Annotated in this window: 21 protein-coding genes; 13 read left to right on the plus strand and 8 right to left on the minus strand. The window is 69.6% G+C overall.

From position 1 onward, the window contains the following. Positions 1 to 48: 48 nt before the first annotated feature. From ACKTSN_RS35020 to ACKTSN_RS35030, 3 genes are read left to right on the plus strand one after another with little or no spacing between them, the layout of a single operon-like run. Positions 49 to 1,374 carry an ABC transporter substrate-binding protein gene (locus ACKTSN_RS35020; protein ID WP_409472788.1) on the plus strand — a complete coding sequence of 442 codons (1,326 nt, stop codon included), beginning with the start codon at positions 49 to 51 and terminating at the stop codon, positions 1,372 to 1,374. A gap of 4 nt (positions 1,375 to 1,378) precedes the next feature. Further along, positions 1,379 to 2,737, plus strand: a complete 1,359-nt coding sequence (locus ACKTSN_RS35025; RefSeq protein ID WP_409472789.1) for a carbohydrate ABC transporter permease — start codon at positions 1,379 to 1,381, stop codon at positions 2,735 to 2,737. Then, the gene (locus ACKTSN_RS35030; protein ID WP_409472790.1) at positions 2,734 to 3,573 is read left to right on the plus strand and encodes a carbohydrate ABC transporter permease; all 840 of its coding nucleotides are present in this window, start codon (positions 2,734 to 2,736) and stop codon (positions 3,571 to 3,573) included. The genes ACKTSN_RS35025 and ACKTSN_RS35030 overlap by 4 nt, the downstream gene beginning before the upstream one ends. A 43-nt stretch (positions 3,574 to 3,616) precedes the next feature. On the opposite strand, the gene pgl is transcribed toward ACKTSN_RS35030, so the two are convergent. Genes pgl through tkt form a run of 5 tightly spaced genes read right to left on the minus strand, consistent with a single transcriptional unit; the run spans position 3,617 to position 10,225 of the window. After that, positions 3,617 to 4,399 carry a 6-phosphogluconolactonase gene (gene pgl / locus ACKTSN_RS35035; RefSeq protein WP_409472791.1) on the minus strand — a complete coding sequence of 261 codons (783 nt, stop codon included), beginning with the start codon at positions 4,397 to 4,399 and terminating at the stop codon, positions 3,617 to 3,619. After that, positions 4,396 to 5,460 carry a glucose-6-phosphate dehydrogenase assembly protein OpcA gene (opcA, locus tag ACKTSN_RS35040; RefSeq protein WP_409472792.1) on the minus strand — a complete coding sequence of 355 codons (1,065 nt, stop codon included), beginning with the start codon at positions 5,458 to 5,460 and terminating at the stop codon, positions 4,396 to 4,398. Before opcA ends, pgl begins: the two co-directional genes overlap by 4 nt. Next, positions 5,457 to 6,980, minus strand: a complete 1,524-nt coding sequence (zwf, locus tag ACKTSN_RS35045; RefSeq protein ID WP_409472793.1) for a glucose-6-phosphate dehydrogenase — start codon at positions 6,978 to 6,980, stop codon at positions 5,457 to 5,459. Before zwf ends, opcA begins: the two co-directional genes overlap by 4 nt. A gap of 4 nt (positions 6,981 to 6,984) precedes the next feature. Further along, the gene (tal, locus tag ACKTSN_RS35050; RefSeq protein ID WP_409472794.1) at positions 6,985 to 8,103 is read right to left on the minus strand and encodes a transaldolase; all 1,119 of its coding nucleotides are present in this window, start codon (positions 8,101 to 8,103) and stop codon (positions 6,985 to 6,987) included. 34 nt (positions 8,104 to 8,137) lie between these two features. Beyond that, a complete protein-coding gene (gene tkt / locus ACKTSN_RS35055; protein WP_409472795.1) occupies positions 8,138 to 10,225 on the minus strand; it encodes a transketolase in 2,088 nt (695 codons plus the stop codon). 378 nt (positions 10,226 to 10,603) lie between these two features. Here tkt and ACKTSN_RS35060 point away from each other — a divergent pair, with 378 nt between their 5' ends. From ACKTSN_RS35060 to ACKTSN_RS35075, 4 genes are all read left to right on the plus strand, one after another. Next, the gene (locus ACKTSN_RS35060; protein ID WP_224740155.1) at positions 10,604 to 11,545 is read left to right on the plus strand and encodes a heme o synthase; all 942 of its coding nucleotides are present in this window, start codon (positions 10,604 to 10,606) and stop codon (positions 11,543 to 11,545) included. Between the two features lie 84 nt (positions 11,546 to 11,629). After that, positions 11,630 to 11,950 (plus strand): hypothetical protein, encoded by a 321-nt coding sequence (locus ACKTSN_RS35065; RefSeq protein WP_224740156.1) that lies wholly within the window; start codon positions 11,630 to 11,632, stop codon positions 11,948 to 11,950. A 169-nt stretch (positions 11,951 to 12,119) separates the two neighbouring features. After that, positions 12,120 to 13,226: an amidohydrolase family protein gene (locus ACKTSN_RS35070; protein WP_409472796.1), complete on the plus strand. Its 1,107-nt coding sequence runs from the start codon at positions 12,120 to 12,122 to the stop codon at positions 13,224 to 13,226. Positions 13,227 to 13,244: 18 nt separating this feature from the next. Further along, positions 13,245 to 13,982: a nucleotidyltransferase domain-containing protein gene (locus ACKTSN_RS35075; RefSeq protein ID WP_409472797.1), complete on the plus strand. Its 738-nt coding sequence runs from the start codon at positions 13,245 to 13,247 to the stop codon at positions 13,980 to 13,982. Here the strand turns inward: ACKTSN_RS35075 and ACKTSN_RS35080 are convergent. The 3 genes from ACKTSN_RS35080 to ACKTSN_RS35090 are packed head-to-tail and all read right to left on the minus strand — an operon-like array spanning position 13,937 to position 16,732. After that, on the minus strand, positions 13,937 to 15,001 hold the full coding sequence (locus ACKTSN_RS35080; RefSeq protein ID WP_409472798.1) for a COX15/CtaA family protein: 1,065 nt from the start codon (positions 14,999 to 15,001) through the stop codon (positions 13,937 to 13,939). The genes ACKTSN_RS35075 and ACKTSN_RS35080 overlap by 46 nt on opposite strands. A gap of 31 nt (positions 15,002 to 15,032) precedes the next feature. Then, entirely contained in the window at positions 15,033 to 15,749 is a 717-nt protein-coding gene (locus ACKTSN_RS35085; RefSeq protein WP_385509449.1) for an ABC transporter permease, read from the minus strand. A 59-nt stretch (positions 15,750 to 15,808) separates the two neighbouring features. After that, complete coding sequence (locus ACKTSN_RS35090; protein WP_409472799.1) at positions 15,809 to 16,732, minus strand: ABC transporter ATP-binding protein; 924 nt, start codon at positions 16,730 to 16,732, stop codon at positions 15,809 to 15,811. Positions 16,733 to 16,951: 219 nt separating this feature from the next. On the opposite strand from ACKTSN_RS35090, the gene ACKTSN_RS35095 reads away from it, so the two are divergent. The 6 genes from ACKTSN_RS35095 (at position 16,952) to ACKTSN_RS35120 (ending at position 22,732) form a co-directional block, all read left to right on the plus strand. Then, positions 16,952 to 17,701, plus strand: a complete 750-nt coding sequence (locus ACKTSN_RS35095) for a helix-turn-helix transcriptional regulator (protein WP_409472800.1) — start codon at positions 16,952 to 16,954, stop codon at positions 17,699 to 17,701. After that, complete coding sequence (gene sufB / locus ACKTSN_RS35100) at positions 17,698 to 19,119, plus strand: Fe-S cluster assembly protein SufB (protein WP_067271546.1); 1,422 nt, start codon at positions 17,698 to 17,700, stop codon at positions 19,117 to 19,119. Before ACKTSN_RS35095 ends, sufB begins: the two co-directional genes overlap by 4 nt. A gap of 65 nt (positions 19,120 to 19,184) precedes the next feature. Then, positions 19,185 to 20,369 (plus strand): Fe-S cluster assembly protein SufD, encoded by a 1,185-nt coding sequence (gene sufD / locus ACKTSN_RS35105; protein WP_409472801.1) that lies wholly within the window; start codon positions 19,185 to 19,187, stop codon positions 20,367 to 20,369. Next, a complete protein-coding gene (locus ACKTSN_RS35110; RefSeq protein WP_409472802.1) occupies positions 20,366 to 20,695 on the plus strand; it encodes a non-heme iron oxygenase ferredoxin subunit in 330 nt (109 codons plus the stop codon). Before sufD ends, ACKTSN_RS35110 begins: the two co-directional genes overlap by 4 nt. Before the next feature lie 7 nt (positions 20,696 to 20,702). Then, entirely contained in the window at positions 20,703 to 21,467 is a 765-nt protein-coding gene (gene sufC, locus ACKTSN_RS35115) for a Fe-S cluster assembly ATPase SufC (protein ID WP_409472803.1), read from the plus strand. Continuing rightward, the gene (locus ACKTSN_RS35120) at positions 21,464 to 22,732 is read left to right on the plus strand and encodes a cysteine desulfurase (RefSeq protein ID WP_409472804.1); all 1,269 of its coding nucleotides are present in this window, start codon (positions 21,464 to 21,466) and stop codon (positions 22,730 to 22,732) included. Before sufC ends, ACKTSN_RS35120 begins: the two co-directional genes overlap by 4 nt. Positions 22,733 to 22,743 lie beyond the last annotated feature (11 nt).

The following is a 22,743-nucleotide window of genomic DNA, read 5'->3' on the forward strand; positions in this document are numbered from 1 at the left end:
CCGTCAACCTCCCCGTCAACTCCCGAAGATCCGAAAGGGACATCAACGATGATGCGACGACGTACCACCCTGCTCACCAGCTGCACCGCCCTCGTCCTGGCGCTCGGCGCGACCGCCTGCGGCGGCGGCCCGGTCACGGCCGGCGGCGGCGACAAGGCGCTCAGCGGCCAGACGGTCACCGTGGCCGGCGTCTGGTCCGGCAGCGAACAGGAGAACTTCCAGAAGGTGCTCGACGCCTTCAGCGAGAAGACCGGGGCCAAGACCCAGTTCGTGTCCACCGGGGACAACGTCTCCACCGTCGTCGGCAGCAAGATCGAGGGCGGCAACGCCCCCGACGTCGTGATGGTCCCGCAGGTCGGCGTGCTCCAGCAGTTCGCGAAGGAGGACTGGCTCAAGCCGCTGTCCAAGACAGCCCAGCAGTCCGTGGACGCCAACTACGCCGGTGTCTGGAAGACGTACGGCAGCGTCGACGGCACGCTGTACGGCCTGTACTTCAAGGCCGCCCACAAGTCGACCGTCTGGTACAGCCCCGACGCCCTCGCCCAGGCCGGGGTCGAGCCGCCGAAGACGTACGAGGAGATGCTGGAGGCCGGGCAGACCGTCTCCGACTCCGGGCTCGCCGCCTTCTCGGTCGCCGGGCAGGACGGCTGGACGCTCACCGACTGGTTCGAGAACATCTACCTCTCCCAGGCGGGACCCGAGAAGTACGACGCCCTTGCCGCGCACGAGCTGAAGTGGACCGACCCGACCGTGGTCGAGGCGCTCACCACGCTCGGCAAGCTGTTCAAGGACAAGCAGCTGGTGGCGGGCGGGCAGAAGGGAGCCCTCAACACAGACTTCCCGGGCTCGGTGGAGAAGGTGTTCGGGCCGAAGCCCGAGGCGGGCCTGGTCTACGAGGGCGACTTCGTCGCCGGGGTCGCCAAGGACCAGTTCGGCAAGAGCATCGGCGAGGACGCGAACTTCTTCCCGTTCCCCGCGGTCGACGGCAACGCCGCGCCGGTCGTCAGCGGCGGCGACGCGGCCGTCGTCCTGAAGGACGGCAAGAACGCCGAGGCCGGCATGAAGCTCCTGGAGTACCTCGCGACCCCCGAGGCCGCGGCCGTGTGGGCCGAGGCGGGCGGCTTCCTCTCCCCGAACAAGAAGCTCGACCTCGCCTCCTACGGCGACGACGTCACCCGGGCCACCGCCGAGTCCCTGGTCGGTGCGGGCGACTCGGTCCGCTTCGACATGTCCGACCAGGCGCCGGCGGCCTTCGGCGGCACCAAGGGCGCGGGCGAGTGGAAGATCCTGCAGGACTTCCTGCGCGACCCCTCGGACCCGAAGAGCACCGCCGCCGAGCTGGAGGACGCGGCGGCCAAGGCGTACGGGAACTGACGCCATGACCGCAACGCTCGTGAAAGAGGCGAGCCCCCCGGCCGCCGCCGGTGCCGGAAGCGGCCGGCGCCCGCGGCGTCGGGGGCGGATCGTCGCCCTGCTGTTCGTCTTCCCCGCGCTGCTCCTGCTGGGCGCCCTGGTCGTGTACCCCGTGCTGTTCTCCATCGGCCGCAGCTTCTTCGACGCCTCCGGGACACAGTTCGTCGGCGGTGACAACTACACCGAGATGTTCCGCGACCCGGCGACGCTCAAGGCCGTACGCAACACGGCGATCTGGGTCGTGGTGGCGCCGACGCTGCTGACCGGGCTGGGGCTGATCCTGGCCGTCCTGGTGGAGAAGGTCCGCTGGGCGACGGCGTTCAAGCTGCTGCTGTTCATGCCGATGGCGGTGTCCTTCCTCGCCGCGGGCATCATCTTCCGGCTCGCCTACGACGAGGATCCGGACAAGGGTGTCCTGAACGCCGCTGTGGTCGGCGTCCACGACGCCTTCCAGGGCACGTCGTCCTATCCGACGGCCCGGGCGCGTGACGGCCAGGGCATGACCAAGGAGGCGGGCGGGGCGTACCGGACGACCGCGGGCGTGTCGCCGGGGGACACGGTGGCGCTCGGCCTGGTCGGTGTGCTGCCCGACGACCTGCCCGGCGGTGCCGGGCCCGCGTACGCGGCGGCCGAACGCAAGGCCGCCCCCGGTGAGCTGCGCGGAGTCGTGTACCTGGACTTCACGCCCGGCGGCGGAGGGGAGCAGGGCAGGGTCGACCGGCGGGAGAGCGGGCTGCCGGAGATGACGGTCGAAGCGGTGCGCGACGGCACGACGGTCGGCACGACGACCACCGCGTCCGACGGCTCCTTCCGCTTCGAGGGGCTGGAGGCGGGCTCGTACACGGTGCGGCTGCCCGCCTCGAACTTCGCCCCGCCGTACGAGGGCGTCTCCTGGCTCGGGCCGGCGCTGGTGACGCCCGCGATCATCGGCGCGTATCTGTGGATCTGGACCGGCTTCGCGATGGTGCTGATCGGTGCGGGGCTGTCGACGCTGCCCCGGGACGCGCTGGAGGCGGCGCGGATGGACGGCGCCAACGAGTGGCAGATCTTCCGGAAGATCACTGTGCCGCTGCTCGCGCCGGTGCTGACCGTGGTGTTCGTGACCCTCGTGATCAACGTGATGAAGGTCTTCGACCTCGTCTACATCATCGCGCCCGGCCCGGTGCAGGAGGACGCGACCGTCCTGGCGACGCAGATGTGGCTGGTGTCCTTCGGCGGGGGCAACGATCAGGGGCTCGGCAGTGCGCTCGGTGTGCTGCTCCTGCTCCTGGTGATCCCCGCGATGGTCTTCAACATCCACCGTTTCCGAAGGAGTCAGCGATGAACGCCGTCCGACGGGGCCTGGGCAACAGCCTGGTCCAGGCCTTCCTCGTGGTGGTGGGCCTGATCTGGCTCACCCCGCTGGCCGGGCTGTTCCTGTCGTCGCTGCGGTCCGCCGAGGACACGGCGAAGGGCGGCTGGTGGACGGTGTTCACCAGCCCCGGCCAGCTGTCCTTCGACAACTACTCCGCGCTGCTGGAGAGTGCCGGGATCACACAGGCGTTCTGGAACACGGTACTGATCTCGGTCCCGGCCACGGCGCTGGTCGTCGTCATCGCGGCACTCGCGGGATACGCCTTCGCCTGGCTGGACTTCCCCGGCCGCGAGCCGCTCTTCCTGCTGGTGGTCGCGCTGCTGGTGGTGCCGGTGCAGATCGGCCTGCTGCCGGTGGCCAAACTCTTCGGCCAGCTGGGACTGTTCGGCACGATCCCGGGTGTGGTGCTCTTCCACGTGGCCTACGGTCTGCCGTTCGCGGTGTTCCTGCTGCGCAACTACTTCGCCGAGATACCGAAGGAGATGCTGGAGGCGGCACGCATGGACGGCGGCAGCGAGTGGCGCATCTTCACCCGCCTCATCCTGCCGGTGGGCCGGCCCGCCATCGCCAGCCTGGCCATCTTCCAGTTCCTGTGGGTCTGGAACGACATGCTGGTGGCCCTGCTGTTCGCGGACAGCTCCTCGCAGCCGCTGACCGTTGAACTCCAGTCACAGATCCGGCAGTTCGGCAGCAACATCGACGTACTGGCGCCGGGCGCCTTCGTGTCACTGATCGTGCCGGTGGCGGTGTTCTTCGCCTTCCAGCGGCACTTTGTGCAGGGGGTGATGGCGGGATCGGTGAAGTAGAAGTAGGGGCGGCAGGGGCCACAGCCCCGTGCCGCCCCGACCTTCACGGTGACGCCGGCGGATACAGCGACCTCGGCAGCTGGGATGCCGCCGCCGAGTCCAGCAGCCAGAGGGTGCGGGCACGGCCGTACGCGCCGGCGGCCGGGGCCTGGATCTCGCCGGCGCCCGAGAGGGCGATCGCCGCGGCGCCCGCCTTGTCCTCGCCGGCGGCCAGGAGCCAGACCTCGCGGGCCGCGCGGATGGCGGGCAGCGTGAGGGTGACCCGGGTCGGCGGCGGCTTGGGGGCGCCGTGGACGCCGACGACCGTGCGGTCCGTCTCCCGTACGGCGGGGAGTTCGGGGAACAGCGAGGCCACGTGGGTGTCCGGGCCGACGCCCAGCATCAGGACGTCGAAGGTGGGGACGGCGCCGTGGTTCTCGGGGCCTGCCGCGCGGGCCAGTTCCTCGGCGTAGGCGGCTGCGGCGGCGTCCACGTCCGAGCCGTACGGGCCGTCCGACGCGGGCATGGCGTGCACGCGCTTCGGGTCCAGCGGGACGGAGTCGAGGAGTGCCTCGCGGGCCTGGGTGACATTGCGGTCGGGGTCGCCCTCGGGAAGGAAGCGCTCGTCGCCCCACCAGAGGTCCAGGCGGCCCCAGTCGATAGCGTCCCGGGCGGGCGCGGCGGCCAGCGCGGCCAGCAGGCCGTTGCCGTTGCGGCCGCCGGTCAGCACGACGGACGCACTGCCGCGCGAGGCCTGGGCGTCCACGATCTTCGTGATCAGCCGGGCCGCTGCGGCCTGCGCCATCAGCTCCTTGTCGTGGTGGACCACGAGTTGGGGAGTGTTCACTTCGCCGCCGCCTTCCTCACCGGTGCCGGCGCCGCCGCGTCCTTCGCGGGAGCTTTCGCAGCCGTCTCGACGGGAGCCGGGACCGCGACTGCTTCTCCTTTGGCCGGCGGCCCCGCCTCCGCGGCCTTGCCGTTCGACGGGTTCAGCCGGTCCACGCCGTACCGCAGCGCCGACGCGTAGGTGTCGTCCGGGTCCAGCCGCCGCAGCTCCTCCGCGATCAGCTCGGCCGTCTCCCGGCGCTTGAGTGCCACCGCACGGTCCGGCTGCCCCTGGATGGACAGGGTCGCCAGGGAGCCGTCCGCGCGGTCGAGCATGATCGCACCGCAGTCGGTGTCCATGCGGACCGCCGTGAGACCGGGGCCGGAGGACAGCGAGCGCTTGACGGGGACGTCCAGCCGGTCCGCGAGCCACATCGCCAGCAGCTCACAGCTCGGGTTGAACTCCTCGCCCTCCACCTCGACGCCCTTGACCTCGCAGTCCACCTGGTCCAAGGCGGCGGCCAGCATCGAGCGCCAGGGCGTGATGCGGGTCCACGACAGGTCCGTGTCACCGGGGGTGTAGGTCTTGGCCCGGGCGGCCAGGTCCCGTACCGGCTGCTCGGCCGCGTACGAGTCGGTGACCCGGCGCTGGGCCAGCGCACCGAGGGGGTCCTGCGCCGGGTCGAGGGGCGCGTTCACCGGCCACCAGACGACCACGGGGGCGTCGGGCAGCAGCAGCGGCAGGACGACCGACTGGGCGTGGTCGGCCACGTCGCCGTACAGCCGCAGCACGACCGTCTCGCCGGTGCCCGCGTCGGCGCCCACCCGGACCTCGGCGTCCAGGCGGGACTTCGTGCGGTCGCGCGGCGAGCGCGAGACGCGCCTGATGACGACGAGGGTGCGCGAGGGGTGCTCGTGCGAGGCGTCGTTCGCGGCCTTCAGGGCGTCGTAGGCGTTCTCCTCGTCGGTGACGATGACCAGGGTGAGGACCATGCCGACGGCGGGTGTGCCGATGGCGCGGCGGCCCTGCACGAGCGCCTTGTTGATCTTGCTGGCGGTGGTGTCGGTGAGGTCTATCTTCATGGCCGGCGCCAGCTCCGTCCGTCTCGTTCGAGCATGTCGTCCGCCTCGACGGGACCCCACGTTCCCGCAGGGTACTGCGCGGGCTTGCCGTTGCCGTCCCAGTACTCCTCGATCGGGTCGAGGATCTTCCAGGACAGTTCGACCTCCTCGGTGCGCGGGAAGAGGTTCGAGTCGCCGAGCAGGACGTCCAGGATGAGCCGCTCGTACGCCTCCGGGCTGGACTCCGTGAAGGACTCGCCGTACGCGAAGTCCATGGAGACGTCCCGGATCTCCATGGAGGTGCCGGGCACCTTGGAGCCGAAGCGGACGGTGACGCCCTCGTCGGGCTGGACGCGGATGACGATCGCGTTCTGGCCCAGCTCCTCGGTGGCCGTCGTGTCGAAGGGGGAGTGCGGGGCGCGCTGGAAGACGACCGCGATCTCCGTCACGCGGCGGCCGAGGCGCTTGCCGGTGCGCAGATAGAAGGGGACGCCCGCCCAGCGGCGGTTGTCGATCTCCAGCTTGATCGCGGCATAGGTGTCGGTCTTCGACTGGGCGTCGATGCCGTCCTCGTCGAGATAGCCGATGACCTTCTCGCCGCCCTGCCAGCCGGCCGCGTACTGACCGCGGACGGTGTCGCGGCCCAGGTCCTTCGGCAGCCGTACGGCGCCGAGCACCTTGGTCTTCTCCGCTGCCAGCGCGTCCGCGTCGAAGGAGGCGGGCTCCTCCATCGCGGTCAGCGCCATCAGCTGCAGCAGGTGGTTCTGGATGACGTCACGGGCGGCGCCGATGCCGTCGTAGTAGCCGGCCCGGCCGCCGATGCCGATGTCCTCGGCCATCGTGATCTGCACATGGTCGACGAAGGAACGGTTCCAGATCGGCTCGAACATCGTGTTGGCGAAGCGCAGCGCCAGGATGTTCTGGACGGTCTCCTTGCCCAGGTAGTGGTCGATGCGGAAGACCTGGTCCGGGGCGAAGACCTCGTGCACGACCTTGTTGAGCTCCTCGGCCGACTTCAGGTCGTGGCCGAAGGGCTTCTCGATGACCGCGCGCCGCCAGGAGCCGCCCCGCTGGTCGGCGAGACCGTGCTTCTTCAGCTGCTGGATGACCACCGGGAAGGACCGCGGCGGCACCGACAGATAGAAGGCGAAGTTGCCGCCCGTGCCCTGCGCCTTGTCCAGCTCCTCGATCGTGCCGCGCAGCCGGTCGAAGGCGTCGTCGTCGTCGAAGGTGCCCTGGACGAAGCGCATGCCCTGGATGAGCTGCTGCCAGACCTCCTCGCGGAACGGCGTCCGGGCGTGCTCCTTGACGGCGTCGTGGACCTCCTGCGCGAAGTCCTCGTTCTGCCACTCGCGGCGGGCGAACCCGACCAGCGAGAAGCCCGGCGGCAGCAGACCCCGGTTGGCGAGGTCGTACACCGCGGGCATCAGCTTCTTTCGTGACAAATCGCCCGTGACACCGAAAATGACCAGGCCCGACGGCCCCGCGATACGCGGGAGCCGTCGGTCTGCGGGGTCACGCAGCGGGTTGCTGCTCGACAAGGTTTCAGCCCTCCGAAGGGGCGAGGCGCTTGAGTTCGGCCTCGGTCGACGCCAGCAGGTCGTTCCAGGACGCCTCGAACTTCTCGACGCCCTCGTCCTCCAGCAGCTGGACGACGTCGTCGTACTTGATTCCGAGCCGCTCGACCGCGTCCAGATCGGCACGGGCCTGCTCGTAGGTACCGACGACGGTGTTGCCGGTGATCTCACCGTGGTCCTCGGTGGCCAGCAGGGTGGCCTCCGGCATGGTGTTCACGGTGTTCGGCGCGACCAGGTCGTCGACGTACATGGTGTCCTTGTACGCCTTGTCCTTCACACCGGTCGACGCCCACAGCGGACGCTGCTTGTTCGCGCCCGCGCGCTCCAGCGCGCTCCAGCGGTCCGAGCCGAAGACCTCCTCGTACGCCTGGTAGGCGAGCCGCGCGTTGGCGACGGCGGCCTTGCCGCGCAGCGCCTTGGCCTCGGGCGTGCCGAGCGCGTCGATCCGCTTGTCGATCTCGGTGTCCACGCGGGACACGAAGAAGGACGCCACCGAGTGGATCAGGGAGAGATCCAGGCCCTTCTCCTTGGCCTTCTCCAGGCCGGCGAGGTAGGCGTCCATGACCTCGCGGTAGCGCTCCAGCGAGAAGATCAGCGTGACGTTGACGCTGATGCCGTTGCCGATCGTCTCGGTGATCGCCGGCAGGCCCGCCTTGGTGGCCGGGATCTTGATCAGGGTGTTCGGCCGGTCCACCAGCCAGGCCAGCTGCCTGGCCTCGGCGATCGTCGCCTTGGTGTTGTGGGCGAGACGCGGGTCGACCTCGATCGACACCCGGCCGTCCTTGCCGCCGGTCGCCTCGAACACCGGGTGCAGGATGTCGGCGGCGTCCCGGACGTCCGCCGTGGTGATCATGCGGACGGCTTCGTCGACGGTGACCTTGCGGGCGGCGAGGTCCGCGAGCTGCTGCTCGTAGCCGTCGCCGCTGCTGATCGCCTTCTGGAAGATGGTCGGGTTGGTGGTGACGCCCACGACGTGCTGCTGGTCGATCAGCTCGGCGAGGTTGCCGGACGTGATCCGCTTGCGCGACAGGTCGTCCAGCCAGATCGCGACGCCTTCATCGGAGAGGCGCTTCAGTGCGTCTGTCATGGAAATTGCATCTCCTACGTGTCGTATATGAGCGTCAGCGCTGGGTGGCGGCGATCGATTCCCGGGCGGCGGCGGCCACGTTCTCGGCGGTGAAGCCGAACTCGCGGAAAAGGACCTTGCCGTCGGCCGACGCACCGAAGTGCTCCAGGGAAACGATGCGACCGGCGTCCCCGACGTACTTGTGCCAGGTGAGACCGATACCGGCCTCGACCGCGACACGGGCCTTCACGGACGGCGGCAGGACGCTGTCCCGGTACCCCTGGTCCTGCTCCTCGAACCACTCCACGGACGGCATGGACACCACCCGCGTGGGCACGCCGTCGGCCTGGAGCTGCTCGCGCGCCTCGACGGCGACGTGCACCTCGGAACCGGTCGCGATCAGGACGACCTCGGGCTTGCCGCCCTCCGCCTCGAACAGGACGTAACCGCCCTTCGCCGCATCGTCGTTCGGCTCGTACGTCGGCACGCCCTGGCGGGTGAGCGCGAGGCCGTGCGGGGCGCCCTTGCCGAACTCCTTGGTGTAGCGCCTGAGGATCTCGCGCCAGGCGATCGCCGTCTCGTTGGCGTCCGCCGGGCGGACCACGTTCAGACCCGGGATCGCACGCAGCGAGGCGAGGTGCTCGACCGGCTGGTGGGTCGGACCGTCCTCGCCGAGCCCGATGGAGTCGTGCGTCCACACGTACGTCACCGGCAGGTGCATCAGCGCGGACAGGCGCACGGCGTTGCGCATGTAGTCGGAGAACACGAGGAACGTGCCGCCGTAGATACGGGTGTGGCCGTGCAGCGCGATGCCGTTCATCTCGGCGGCCATCGAGTGCTCGCGGATGCCGAAGTGGACGGTACGGCCGTACGGGTCGGCCTCCGGCAGCGGGTTGTCCGCCGGGAGGAACGACGACGTCTTGTCGATCGTCGTGTTGTTCGAGCCGGCCAGGTCGGCGGAGCCGCCCCACAGCTCGGGGATGACCGGACCGAGCGCCTGCAGCACCTTGCCGGACGCGGCACGCGTGGCGACGCCCTTGCCCGGCTCGAAGACCGGGAGCTTCTCCTCCCAGCCGGTGGGCAGCTCGCCCTTGCTGATGCGGTCGAACTCGGCGGCGCGCTCGGGATTGTTGTTGCGCCACTCCTGGAAGGACTTCTCCCACTCGGCCTTGGCCTGACGCCCGCGGTCGACGGCCTTGCGGGTGTGGCCGAGGACCTCGTCGGACACCTCGAAGGACTGCTCCGGGTCGAAGCCGAGGACGCGCTTGGTGGCCGCGACCTCCTCGTCGCCGAGCGCCGAGCCGTGGGCGGCTTCGGTGTTCTGCGCGTTCGGGGCGGGCCAGGCGATGATCGAGCGCATCGCGATGAAGGACGGCCGGTCCGTGACCTTCTTGGCCTCCTCGATCGCGTTGTAGATCGCGTGCGGGTCGAGGTCGCCGTCCGGCTTCGGCGCGACGCGCTGGACGTGCCAGCCGTAGGCCTCGTACCGCTTGACGGTGTCCTCGGAGACCGCGGTCTCCGTGTCACCCTCGATCGAGATGTGGTTGTCGTCCCACAGCAGGATCAGGTTGCCGAGCTTCTGGTGGCCCGCGAGGGAGGAGGCCTCGGCGGAGATGCCCTCCTGGAGGCAGCCGTCACCGGCGATGCAGTAGATGAAGTGGTCGAACGGGGATGCCCCCTGCGGGGTGTCCGGGTCGAACAGACCGCGCTCGTAGCGGGCGGCCATCGCCATGCCCACCGCGTTGGCGACACCCTGGCCGAGCGGGCCGGTGGTGGTCTCGACGCCCACGGTGTGGCCGTACTCGGGGTGGCCCGGGGTCTTCGACCCCCACGTCCTGAAGGCCTTCAGATCGTTCAGCTCCAGACCGAAGCCGGCCAGGTACAGCTGGGTGTAGAGGGTCAGGGACGAGTGACCGGCGGACAGCACGAAACGGTCCCGCGCAACCCAGTCGGCGTCCGCCGGGTCGTGCCGCATCACCTTCTGGAAGAGGGTGTAAGCGGCCGGTGCGAGGCTCATCGCCGTACCCGGATGGCCGTTGCCGACCTTCTGTACGGCATCGGCGGCCAGGACACGGGCGGTGTCGACGGCCCGCTGGTCCAGCTCGGTCCACTCGAGGTCTGTGGTGGTCGGCTTGGTGCTCACCCTGGGTCAGGGCTCCTCTCCACATGTCGAAGGCCGGTGACCTGGACGTACACCGGCTGCCGGTGTACGTCGCGCCCACCGGCCGTTGTCGAGCCTACCCCCGTAAGAACGTGCGTTTTCTCGCGTCATTCCAGACTTCCGGGAGTCACGGGGATCCGCCCCCCGACCGGGCCATTCCACATTCGGCAAATGAATACGGAGCCGCTCATCCGACTGCTCAATCGGCCCCCGACATGCACCCCTGAGCACGCCGCCCAACACGACCCACCCCCGCGAAGGCCGCGGTATGGGCAACGTCTACAGTGGCGTGGTACGCGCGAGCCTTTACCGGGACTTCACACGGGGAGGCTTGCTGGGATGTCTCTGTCAGGGGTGTGCGTGACGGCCGTTGAATCCCGTCCTGCGGGAGTAACCGGGACGAGCCCGACCCACCGGCCGTTCGGGGCCCGTGTGAAGGCGTTCGTGGCGCTGACCAAGCCGCGGATCATCGAGCTTCTGCTCATCACCACGGTCCCGGTGATGTTCCTTGCCGAGCAGGGTGTGCCGGACCTCTGGCTGGTACTCGCGACCTGCATCGGCGGCTATCTGTCCGCGGGTGGCGCCAACGCGCTGAACATGTACATCGACCGTGACATCGACGCGCTCATGGACCGCACCTCGCAGCGGCCGTTGGTCACCGGCATGGTCTCCCCGCGAGAGGGCCTCGTCTTCGGCATCACCCTCGCCGTCGTCTCCACGCTCTGGTTCGGACTGCTCGTCAACTGGTTGTCCGCGTGGCTGTCGCTGGGCGCCCTGCTGTTCTACGTCGTCGTCTACACGATGATCCTGAAGCGGCGTACGTCGCAGAACATCGTGTGGGGCGGCATCGCGGGCTGCATGCCCGTCCTCATCGGCTGGTCGTCGGTCACGAACTCCCTGTCGTACGCCGCCGCCATCCTCTTCCTCGTCATCTTCTTCTGGACGCCGCCGCACTACTGGCCGCTGTCGATGAAGGTGAAGGACGACTACGCGCGCGTGGGCGTGCCGATGCTTCCGGTCGTCGTCTCGAACAAGGTGGTCGCCCGGCAGATCGTCCTCTACAGCTGGGTGATGGTCGGTGCGTCCCTGCTCCTGCAGCCGCTCGGCTACACCGGCTGGTTCTACACGGTGGTGGCCCTGGTGACGGGCGGCTGGTGGCTGTGGGAGGCCCACGCGCTGCAGGCGCGCGCCCAAGCCGAGGTCACGGGCGCCAAGCTCAAGGAGATGCGCCTGTTCCACTGGTCCATCACATATGTGTCGCTGCTGTTCGTGGCGGTGGCGGTGGATCCCTTCCTGCGATAGCACTCGTTGACGGGTGGGGTGCGTGGTCAAGGCCACGCACCCCACCCGTCGCCGTTTGATCTACTCGTCGGTAGCATTCTGGCCATGGGAGACACGCAGCAGGTTGACGCGAAGGCCGAGCGCAAGGTGGCCCGCCTCGCCAAGCAGATCAACGCCTTCGCCAAGGCCCACGGCGGCGCCGAGGGCCAGGTCGCGTACATCGGCGACCGCGGCGCCCGGATCGTCCTGGTGGGGGAGGACGGCGGCTGGGGCGACCTGGTGGCGCCGACGTACGCGATCGCGGAGCAGGCGGTGCAGAAGTCCGGCATCACCGTCCACGAGGCTTTCGACGGCGAGTTCGCGGCGAAGGTGAAGACGGGCCGGTACGAGTGGAAGAGGATGGCCGGCATCCAGATCGGCGGCTGACCAACGTACCTAAGGGGCGCGGGGCTGTGACATATGCGGCTCCGCCGCGTGGGCGCGACAAGCCAGAGACGGCCCGCAGCCGAAGAACAAGCCGCACCCCCGAAAAGCAACACCTCACCCCCGGTTCACCCGTTAGGACTCGTAACCGCACGAGCCACGGGGAGCCCGGATGATCGAAACGCCGTCCCTGGTGGACCAGTACTGCCACGGCGTCCTGACAACAGAGCTGGGCCTCGGCACCTTCGAGGCCCAGCTGTCCCGCACCGAGGGCCCACCCGCCCCCGGCACCACCCTCTTCGACACCCAGACCGGCTTCGCCGTACGGAGATGGTGCCCCCCGCTGCTCGGCCTGGAGCCGCACTGCCCGCCCGCCCGCTATCTCGCCCGGCGTCGCGAACTCGGCGTACCGGATGCGGTCCGGCGTCTGCTGCGCGGCAGCGGAATCACCACGTATCTGGTCGACACCGGACTGCCCGGCGACCTCACCGGCCCCGCCGAGATGGCCTCCGCCTCGACCGCCGAGGCGCGTGAGATCGTCCGCCTGGAGCTGCTGGCCGAGCAGGTCGCCGACACCTCCGGCACCGTCGAGTCGTTCCTCGCCAACCTCGCCGAGTCGGTGCACGGGGCCGCCGCGAACGCCGTCGCCTTCACGTCCGTGGCGGGCGTGCGGCACGGCCTCGCGCTCGCGCCCGAGCCGCCGGGGCCGGGCGAGGTACGGGGCGCGGCGGGCCGCTGGCTGGCCGCACGCCGGGTCGGCGGGGAGCTGAGCGACCCGGTGCTGCTACGGCACCTGCTGTGGATCGCGGTCGCCTCCGGCCGGCCCCTCCAACTGCATGCGGGGCTCGGTGAGCCGGGACTGCGCATCGACCGTACGGATCCGGTGCTGCTCACCGACTTCGTGCGGGCGACGGCGGGCCTGGGCACCGACCTGGTCCTGCTGCACGGCTACCCGTACCACCGCCACGCCGCCCACCTCGCCGGCGTCTTCCCACATGTCTACGCCGACTCGGGCGCGGCCCTGGTCCGCACCGGCGCCCGGGCCGCGACCGTCCTCGCCGAGATCCTGGAGCTGGCCCCCTTCGGCAAGATCCTCTTCTCCAGCGGCGCCCAGGGGCTGCCCGAGCTGCACGTGGTGGGAGCGCGCCTGTTCCGGGAGGCCCTGGGACGGGTGCTGGGAAGCTGGGTGGCCGAGGGCGCCTGGTCGCTGGAGGACGCACAGCGGGTCGCCGGGCTGATCGCGGCGGGCAACGCGCGCAGGGTGTACGAGCTGGAGTGAGGTGTACACACTGGGCGCATGCCGACCGCTGCGTTACTCGACCGTTTTCTCACCGAGCTCGGGGCTCTCGCCCCCGTCGCCGTCTGGGCGCACGGCTCGCTCGCCGGTGGCGACTACCAGGAGGGCCGCAGTGACCTCGACCTGATCGCGGTGGTGCCGGGGCCGTTGACGCCGAGCGCCGTGTGGCGGGTGGCGGTGCTGCACAACCGACTGCGCGCCGAGCCGCTCGCCGCCAAGCTGCACTGCAGCTATCTCGCCCCCGGAACTCTCGAAGACTCCAGGCGACCGCATCTGACCTGGGCCCACCGCCGGTTGATGCGCCGGCCGGTCACCCCCGTCACCCGCCGCGAACTGCACGCTTTCGGCCGGGTTCTGCACGGGGCGCCGCCGGCGGGCCTGCTGCCGCCTGTGTCGGACCGGGAGCTCAACGACTTCGTCGTCCGCGACCAGCGGGAGTTCTGGCGGCCGGTGGTGCGCAAGGCGCGGCCGTGGACGCAGGACGCCTGGGTGGACGTGGGCCTGACGACCTTCGCCCGCGCGAGCGTCACCCTGCGGGAGGGCCGTCTGATCTCCAAGCGGGAGGCCCTGGAGGTGCTGCCCGCTCTCGGGGCGCCCGTCGAGGTGGTCGAGGACATCCGTCGGCGGCGCTACGGGGATCCCGCCCCGCCCGCCGAGCAGTGGACGGCCCGGCGGGGCGAGCTGACCAGGAGCTACCTGGGGCCGGCCATCGACGCGCTGGTGGCGGCGTACGCCTGAGTCGGGGCCGAAACGTCGTCGGCCTGGGCGAGCGGCCCGCGTTCACGCAGCGACAGCAGCACGAGCACCGCGCCGATCCACACCAGGCACGAGCCGAACATGTGCGCGCCGACCAGCACCTCGGGGAGGTCCGTGAAGTACTGGACGTAGCCGATGGCGCCCTGGGCGAGCAGGATCAGGAACAGGTCACGTGTGCGGTTCAGCGGACTCTTGGGGGCGTCGGCCGACTTGAGGACGAACCACAGGGCGAAGGTCAGCGTCACCACGATCCAGGCCAGGACGGCGTGCACCTTGCTGACGTCCTCCCAGGTCATGCCCATCGGCAGGTCCATGCGCGGCACCTCGCTGGAGTCGCCCGCGTGCGGACCCGTGCCGGTGACCACCGTGCCGACCGCGATCAGCGCGGCGGTGACGCCGACCAGGACCCACACCAGTTGCTGCACGACCTTGCCGACCAGCGGACGCGGCGCCTCATCACCCTCCTGGGTGCGCCGCCACATCACCGTGGCGACGGCGATCAGGACCGAGGACAGGAGGAAGTGGGCCGCGACCGTGTACGGGTTGAGGCCCACGAGCACGACGATGCCGCCGAGCACCGCGTTGCCCATGACGAGCCAGAACTGCGCCCAGCCCAGCCGGATGAGGCTGCGCCGACGGGGCTTTTCGGAGCGCGCGGCGATGATCGCCCAGCCGACCGCGGCGCACAGCACGTAGGCGAGCAGGCGGTTGCCGAACTCGATGACGCCGTGCAGGCCCATCTCCCGGGTGGCGGTCAGGGAGTCGGCGGTGCACTTGGGCCAGGTCGGGCAGCCGAGGCCCGAGCCGGTCAGCCGTACCGCGCCGCCGGTGACCACGATGACCACCGACATGACGAGCGCGGCGAGGGCCGCCCGCTGAACCGTCCGGGGTGTCGGGGTCCAGCGTGCGGCGATGAAAGCGAGGGGGTTGCGCACGGCGGCTGCGGCGTCGGCGCGGGTCACGTTTGGCACGCCGACCATCGTAGGCGGGGGCTTGTGCATGCTTTCACGAGGGTCCCGGGGAGCTCGTCCCTCACTCCCAGCGGAAGAACTTCCCCGCCGCCGCCAGGCCCACGACCGCCCATGCGGCGAGGATCCCGAGATCGCCCCAGGGCATCCCGGCCCCGTGCTGGAGGACGTCCCGCAGGCCGTCCGACAGCGCCGAGATGGGCAGCAGGCCCAGCACGCTCTGCGCGGCGTCCGGGAACTTGTCCAGCGGGACGATCACCCCGCCGCCGACGAGCAGCAGCAGGAAGACCAGGTTCGCGGCGGCCAGCGTGGCCTCCGCCTTCAGGGTTCCGGCCATCAGCAGGCCGAGGCCCGAGAAGGCCGCCGTGCCGACGATCAGCAGGAGGAGCACGGCAAGGGGGTTGCCGTGCGGCGACCAGCCCAGCGCGAAGGCGATCACCGTCACCAGGAGCACCTGGAGGACCTCGGTGACCAGGACCGACGCCGTCTTCGCCGTCATCAGTCCCCAGCGCGGCAGCGGCGAGGAGGCGAGTCGCTTGAGCACGCCGTAGCGGCGTTCGAAGCCCGTCGCGATGGCCTGGCCCGTGAACGCCGTCGACATCACGGCGAGCGCGAGGATGCCGGGTGCGACGAAGTCGACGGCCTCGCCGGCACCGGTGTCGACGATGTCGACGGCACTGAACAGGACGAGCAGCAGCGTCGGGATGATCACCGTCAGCAGCAGCTGCTCGCCGTTGCGCAGCAGCATCCTCGTCTCCAGCGCCGCCTGCGCGGTGATCATGCGGGAGAGCGGGGCGGCGCCGGGCTTCGGCGCGTACGTGCCCTTGTCGGCCGTGATCGTCACGAGCGCAGCTCCTTGCCGGTCAGCTCGAGAAAAACGTCCTCCAGGGTGTGCCGTTCCACCGAGATCCGGTCCGGCATCACTCCGTGCTGTGCACACCACGACGTCACCGTCGCCAGCAGCTGCGGATCGACCTTGCCGGCCACCCGGTACGAGCCCGGCGTCAGCTCGGCGGCCGCACAGTCCGCGGGGAGCGCCTTGAGCAGCGAGCCGACGTCGAGGCCGGGGCGGCCGGTGAAGCGCAGGGTGTTCTCGGCGCCCCCGCGGCACAGCTCCTCGGGGGAGCCCTGGGCGATGACCCTGCCCCCGTCGATGATCGCGACGTCGTCCGCGAGCTGCTCGGCCTCGTCCATGTAGTGGGTCGTGAGGATCACGGAGACGCCGTCCTCCTTCAGGTCCCGTACGAGATCCCAGGTGGCGCGGCGGGCCTGCGGGTCGAGGCCCGCGGTCGGCTCGTCCAGGAACACCAGTTCCGGGCGCCCGACCACGGCCATCGCCAGCGCGAGCCGCTGCTGCTGGCCGCCGGAGAGGCGACGGTAGGAGGTCCGGCCGCAGCTGCCGAGGCCGAGGCGTTCGATCAGCGCGTCCACATCCAGCGGGTGCGCGTGCAACCGGGCCACGTGGCGGAGCATCTCGTCCGCGCGGGCGCCGGAGTAGACGCCGCCGGACTGGAGCATCACGCCGATCCGCGGGTGCAGCTCGCGGGTCTGCCGCACCGGGTCGAGGCCCAGGACGCGCACGGTGCCGGAGTCCGGCCTGCGGTACCCCTCGCACATCTCGACGGTGGTCGTCTTGCCGGCGCCGTTGGGTCCGAGAACGGCGGTGACGCCCGCCCCGGCCACCAGGTCGAGGCCGTTCACCGCGGTCTTGTTGCCGTACCGCTTCACCAAGGCCTGGACCTGGAGCACGGGCTCACTTCGCATGGGTCCAGAGTCTAGGTAGGGGCCCGGTCCCCCAGACGGGCGGGTGGCGGAAACCGGCCGTTCTCACGACGGGCCATGAACAGGCCTCCGACCAGTCAGAATGATTGATCAAAGATCGTTTCCCCAGGTCATCTTAGGTATGCCTAAGTGACGCAGCGCACCAGCCGCCGGTCCGGACGCCGCTTGTCACGCTCTGAGGAATTACGCAACAATGGCGTTGTGAAAAACGTCGGCGAGGCTCGGGTGACCCCCACGGGGGCCCCTCAGGAGGAGCTCGCGACCGGGGAGCGCTCGACGCGCAACCGGGTCGCGCGGTCCATCCTGGACCACGGCCCGTCGACCGTCGCCGAACTCGCCGGACGGCTCGGACTCACCCATGCGGCCGTACGGCGGCATCTGGACGCGCTGGTCACCGACGATGTCGTCGAGGCGCGCGAGCAGCGGGTCTACGGAGCGCGGACGCGCGGCCGGCCTGCCAAGGTGTTCGCCCTGACCGACTGCGGCCGGGACGCCTTCGACCAGTCGTACGACAAGCTGGCCGTCGACGCGCTGCGCTGGATCGCCGAGCGGGAGGGCGGCAGCGAGGCGGTCGCCGCCTTCGCCCGCGCCCGGATCGCCGCCCAGGCAGGCGCGTACCGCAAGGCGGTCGAGGCGGCCGCCCCCGAGGAGCGGACGGAAGCGCTGGCCAAGGCCCTGAGCGTGGACGGGTACGCTGCTACGGCGCGCAGCGCCCCCACCGGCGAGCAGTTGTGCCAGCACCACTGCCCGGTCGCCCATGCCGCCGAGCAGTTTCCGCAGCTGTGCGAGGCCGAGACGGAATTTTTCGCCGAGTTGCTCGGTACTCACGTACAGCGGCTGGCCACCATCGCGCACGGCGACGGTGTCTGCACCACCTTCATTCCGAAGACCCCGAAAACTTCCACCACCCAGAACGCATCTGCAAGCACGGCCGGGAGGAACCCCGCATGACTCTCCCCACGGAGACTGCTCACCCTGAGCTCGAGGGCCTGGGCAACTACGAATTCGGCTGGGCCGACTCCGACGAGGCCGGTGCCTCTGCCAAGCGCGGCCTGAACGAGGACGTCGTCCGGGACATCTCCGCGAAGAAGTCCGAGCCGGAGTGGATGACCAAGCTCCGTCTCAAGGGCCTGCGGCTTTTCGAGAAGAAGCCCATGCCGACGTGGGGCTCGGACCTGTCGGGCATCGACTTCGACAACATCAAGTACTTCGTGCGCTCCACGGAGAAGCAGGCGGAGTCCTGGGAGGATCTGCCCGAGGACATCAAGAACACGTACGACAAGCTCGGCATCCCGGAGGCGGAGAAGCAGCGCCTCGTCGCGGGTGTCGCCGCCCAGTACGAGTCCGAGGTCGTCTACCACCAGATCCGCGAGGACCTGGAGGAGCAGGGCGTCATCTTCCTCGACACCGACACGGCGCTGAAGGAGCACCCGGAGCTCTTCAAGGAGTACTTCGGGACCGTCATCCCGGTCGGCGACAACAAGTTCGCCTCGCTGAACTCGGCCGTGTGGTCCGGTGGCTCGTTCATCTACGTCCCGCCGGGCGTGCACGTGGAGATCCCGCTCCAGGCCTACTTCCGGATCAACACGGAGAACATGGGCCAGTTCGAGCGGACGCTGATCATCGTCGACGAGGGCGCCTACGTGCACTACGTCGAGGGCTGCACCGCCCCGATCTACAAGTCGGACTCGCTGCACTCCGCGGTCGTCGAGATCATCGTCAAGAAGAACGCCCGCTGCCGCTACACGACCATCCAGAACTGGTCGAACAACGTCTACAACCTGGTCACCAAGCGCGCCGTGGCGTACGAGGGCGCGACCATGGAGTGGATCGACGGCAACATCGGCTCCAAGGTCACCATGAAGTACCCGGCCGTCTACCTGATGGGCGAGCACGCCAAGGGCGAGACCCTGTCCATCGCCTTCGCGGGCGAGGGCCAGCACCAGGACGCCGGTTCCAAGATGGTCCACATGGCGCCGAACACCTCGTCCAACATCGTCTCCAAGTCGGTGGCGCGCGGCGGCGGCCGTACCTCGTACCGCGGCCTGGTCGAGATCGGCGAGGGCGCCGCGGGCTCGAAGTCCAACGTGCTCTGTGACGCGCTGCTGGTCGACACGATCTCGCGTTCCGACACCTACCCGTACGTCGACGTCCGCGAGGACGACGTGTCCATGGGCCACGAGGCGACCGTCTCCAAGGTCTCCGAGGACCAGCTCTTCTACCTGATGAGCCGCGGTCTCTCCGAGTTCGAGGCGATGGCGATGATCGTGCGCGGCTTCGTCGAGCCGATCGCCAAGGAGCTGCCCATGGAGTACGCGCTGGAGCTCAACCGGCTGATCGAGCTGCAGATGGAGGGCGCGGTCGGCTGACCTGGCCCCCGCTCCGACAGCAGCCTGAAGACTCATTGACGTAGGAAGAGAGCAACACGACAGCCATGGCTGAGGCTCAGAACATCCCGGTGGGGTCCACCACCGCCGGATCCATCGCGGTGGCCGCCGAGTCGACCGTCGCCACGCGCATGAGTGCGCCCCCGTCCTTCGACGTGGCGGACTTCCCAGTTCCGCACGGCCGCGAGGAGGAGTGGCGGTTCACGCCGCTGGAGCGGCTGCGCGGGCTGCACGACGGCACCGCGGTGGCCAACGGAACCGGTGTGAAGGCAGCGGTCGAGGCCCCCGAGGGCGTCACCGTCGAGACGGTCGGGCGCGACGACGCCCGGCTCGGCAAGGCGGGCACCCCCGTGGACCGCGTCGCCGCCCAGGCGTACTCGGCCTTCGAGAAGGCCTCGGTCGTGACCGTCCCCAAGGAGATGGTGCTCGAGACCCCGATCCGCATCGCCGTGCACGGCGAGGGCGGGGTCGCCTACGGCCACCAGGTCGTCGAGCTGGGCAACTTCGCCGAGGCCGTCGTCGTCATCGACCACACCGGTGACGCCGTGCTCGCCGCCAACGTCGACTACATCCTGGGCGACGGCGCCAAGCTGACCGTCGTCTCCATCCAGGACTGGGACGAGAAGGCCGTGCACGTCGGCCAGCACAACGCGCTGGTGGGCCGGGACGCGAGCTTCAAGTCCGTGGTCGTCACCTTCGGCGGCGACCTCGTCCGTCTCCACCCGCGCGTGCAGTACGCGGGCACCGGCGGCGAGGCCGAGCTGTTCGGCCTGTACTTCACCGACAAGGGCCAGCACCAGGAGCACCGCCTCCTGGTCGACCACAACACCCCGCACTGCAAGTCCAACGTCGCCTACAAGGGCGCGCTCCAGGGCGACGACGCGCACGCGGTGTGGATCGGCGACGTCCTCATCGAGGCCAAGGCCGAGGGCACGGACACCTACGAGATGAACCGCAACCTGGTTCTGACCGACGGCGCCCGCGTCGACTCCGTGCCGAACCTGGAGATCGAGACCGGCGAGATCGTCGGCGCCGGCCACGCGAGCGCCACCGGCCGCTTCGACGACGAGCAGCTCTTCTACCTGATGGCCCGCGGCATCCCGGAGCACGAGGCCCGCCGCCTCGTCGTCCGCGGCTTCTTTGCCGAGCTGGTCCAGCAGATCGGTGTCGCCGACATCGAGGAGCGCCTCATCGCGAAGATCGAGGAAGAGCTGGAGGCGGCGGTCGGATGACTGACCCGTCGAGGTTCGTACGCGTCTGCGGACTGAGCGAGCTGGAGGAGGACACCCCGAAACGGGTAGAACTCGAAGGCACGCCGGTCTCGGTCGTCCGTACCGAGGGTGAGGTGTTCGCGATCTACGACATCTGCTCGCACGCGAACGTCTCCCTCTCCGAGGGCGAGGTGGAGGACTGCCAGATCGAGTGCTGGCTGCATGGTTCCAGCTTCGACCTCCGCACCGGCAAGCCGTCCGGCCTACCCGCGACGCGCCCCGTCCCCGTATACCCCGTAAAGATCGAAGGGGACGACGTACTCGTCTCCCTCACCCAGGAGTCCTGAGGCACCCATGGCAACGCTTGAAATCCGAGACCTGCACGTCACCGTCGAGGCTGACAACTCCACCAAGGAGATCCTCAAGGGCGTCGACCTGACCGTGAAGCAGGGCGAGACGCACGCCATCATGGGCCCCAACGGCTCGGGCAAGTCGACCCTCGCCTACTCCCTCGCGGGTCACCCGAAGTACACGATCACCAGCGGCACCGTCACCCTCGACGGCGAGGACGTCCTCGCGATGTCCGTCGACGAGCGCGCCCGCGTCGGCTTGTTCCTCGCCATGCAGTACCCGGTCGAGGTCCCCGGCGTCTCGGTCTCCAACTTCCTGCGCTCCTCCGCCACCGCCATCCGCGGCGAGGCCCCCAAGCTGCGCACCTGGGTCAAGGAGGTCAAGGAGGCCATGGAGCGCCTCAACATCGACCCCTCCTTCGCCGAGCGCAACGTCAATGAGGGCTTCTCCGGCGGTGAGAAGAAGCGCCACGAGATCCTCCAGCTGGAGCTGCTCAAGCCGAAGGTCGCCATCCTCGACGAGACCGACTCCGGCCTCGACGTCGACGCCCTGCGCATCGTCTCCGAGGGCGTCAACCGCGTCCGCGAGACCGGCGAGGTCGGCACCATGCTGATCACGCACTACACGCGGATCCTCCGCTACATCAAGCCCGACTACGTCCACGTCTTCTCGGCCGGGCGGATCGTGGAGTCCGGTGGCGCCGAGCTCGCCGACAAGCTGGAGAACGAGGGCTACGAGGCGTACACGAAGGGTGGCGTATCCGCGTGACCTCAACCCGCCAAGGGCTCCCCGGCCTCCTCGACACCGAGGCCATCCGCAAGGACTTCCCGATCCTGGACCGCCTGGTCCACGACGGTAAGAAGCTCGTGTACCTGGACAACGCGGCGACCTCGCAGAAGCCGCGCCAGGTGCTCGACGTGCTCAACGCGTACTACGAGCGGTACAACGCCAACGTCCACCGCGGCGTGCACGTCCTCGCCGAGGAGGCCACGGCGGAGTACGAGGGCGCCCGCGACAAGGTCGCCGCCTTTATCAACGCGCCGAGCCGCGACGAGGTGATCTTCACCAAGAACGCCTCCGAGTCGCTCAACCTCGTGGCCAACATGCTGGGCTGGGCCGACGAGCCCTACCGCGTGGACCACGAGACCGAGATCGTCATCACGGAGATGGAGCACCACTCCAACATCGTTCCGTGGCAGCTGCTGTCGCAGCGCACCGGCGCGAAGCTGAAGTGGTTCGGCCTCACGGACGACGGCCGGCTCGACCTCTCCAACATCGAAGAGATCATCACGGAGAAGACGAAGATCGTCTCCTTTGTGCTGGTCTCCAACATCCTGGGCACGGTCAACCCGGTCGAGGCCATCGTGCGCCGCGCGCAGGAGGTCGGTGCGCTGGTCTGCGTCGACGCCTCGCAGGCCGCCCCGCACATGCCCCTGGACGTGCAGGCCCTGCAGGCCGACTTCGTGGCCTTCACCGGCCACAAGATGTGCGGCCCGACCGGCATCGGTGTCCTCTGGGGCCGCCAGGAGCTGCTGGAGGACCTGCCTCCGTTCCTCGGTGGCGGCGAGATGATCGAGACCGTCTCGATGCACTCCTCGACGTACGCCCCGGCGCCGCACAAGTTCGAGGCGGGCACCCCGCCGATCGCGCAGGCGGTCGGTCTGGGCGCGGCCATCGACTACCTGAACTCCATCGGCATGGAGAACATCGCCGCGCACGAGCACGCGCTCACCGAGTACGCGGTGAAGCGCTTGCTCGAGGTCCCCGACCTCAGGATCATCGGCCCGATGACGGCCGAGGACCGGGGCGCCGCGATCTCCTTCACGCTCGGCGACATACACCCCCACGACGTGGGCCAGGTCCTCGACGAGCAGGGCATCGCGGTCCGGGTCGGCCACCACTGCGCCCGCCCGGTCTGCCTGCGGTACGGAATTCCTGCGACCACGCGAGCGTCGTTCTATCTGTACTCCACGCCGGCCGAGATCGACGCTCTGGTGGACGGCCTGGAGCACGTACGGAACTTCTTCGGCTGAGGGGCTGCTGC

Origin of the sequence: Streptomyces flavusporus (assembly GCF_046267975.1) — a bacterium.
GTDB classification, from domain to species: Bacteria; Actinomycetota; Actinomycetes; order Streptomycetales; family Streptomycetaceae; genus Streptomyces; species Streptomyces flavusporus.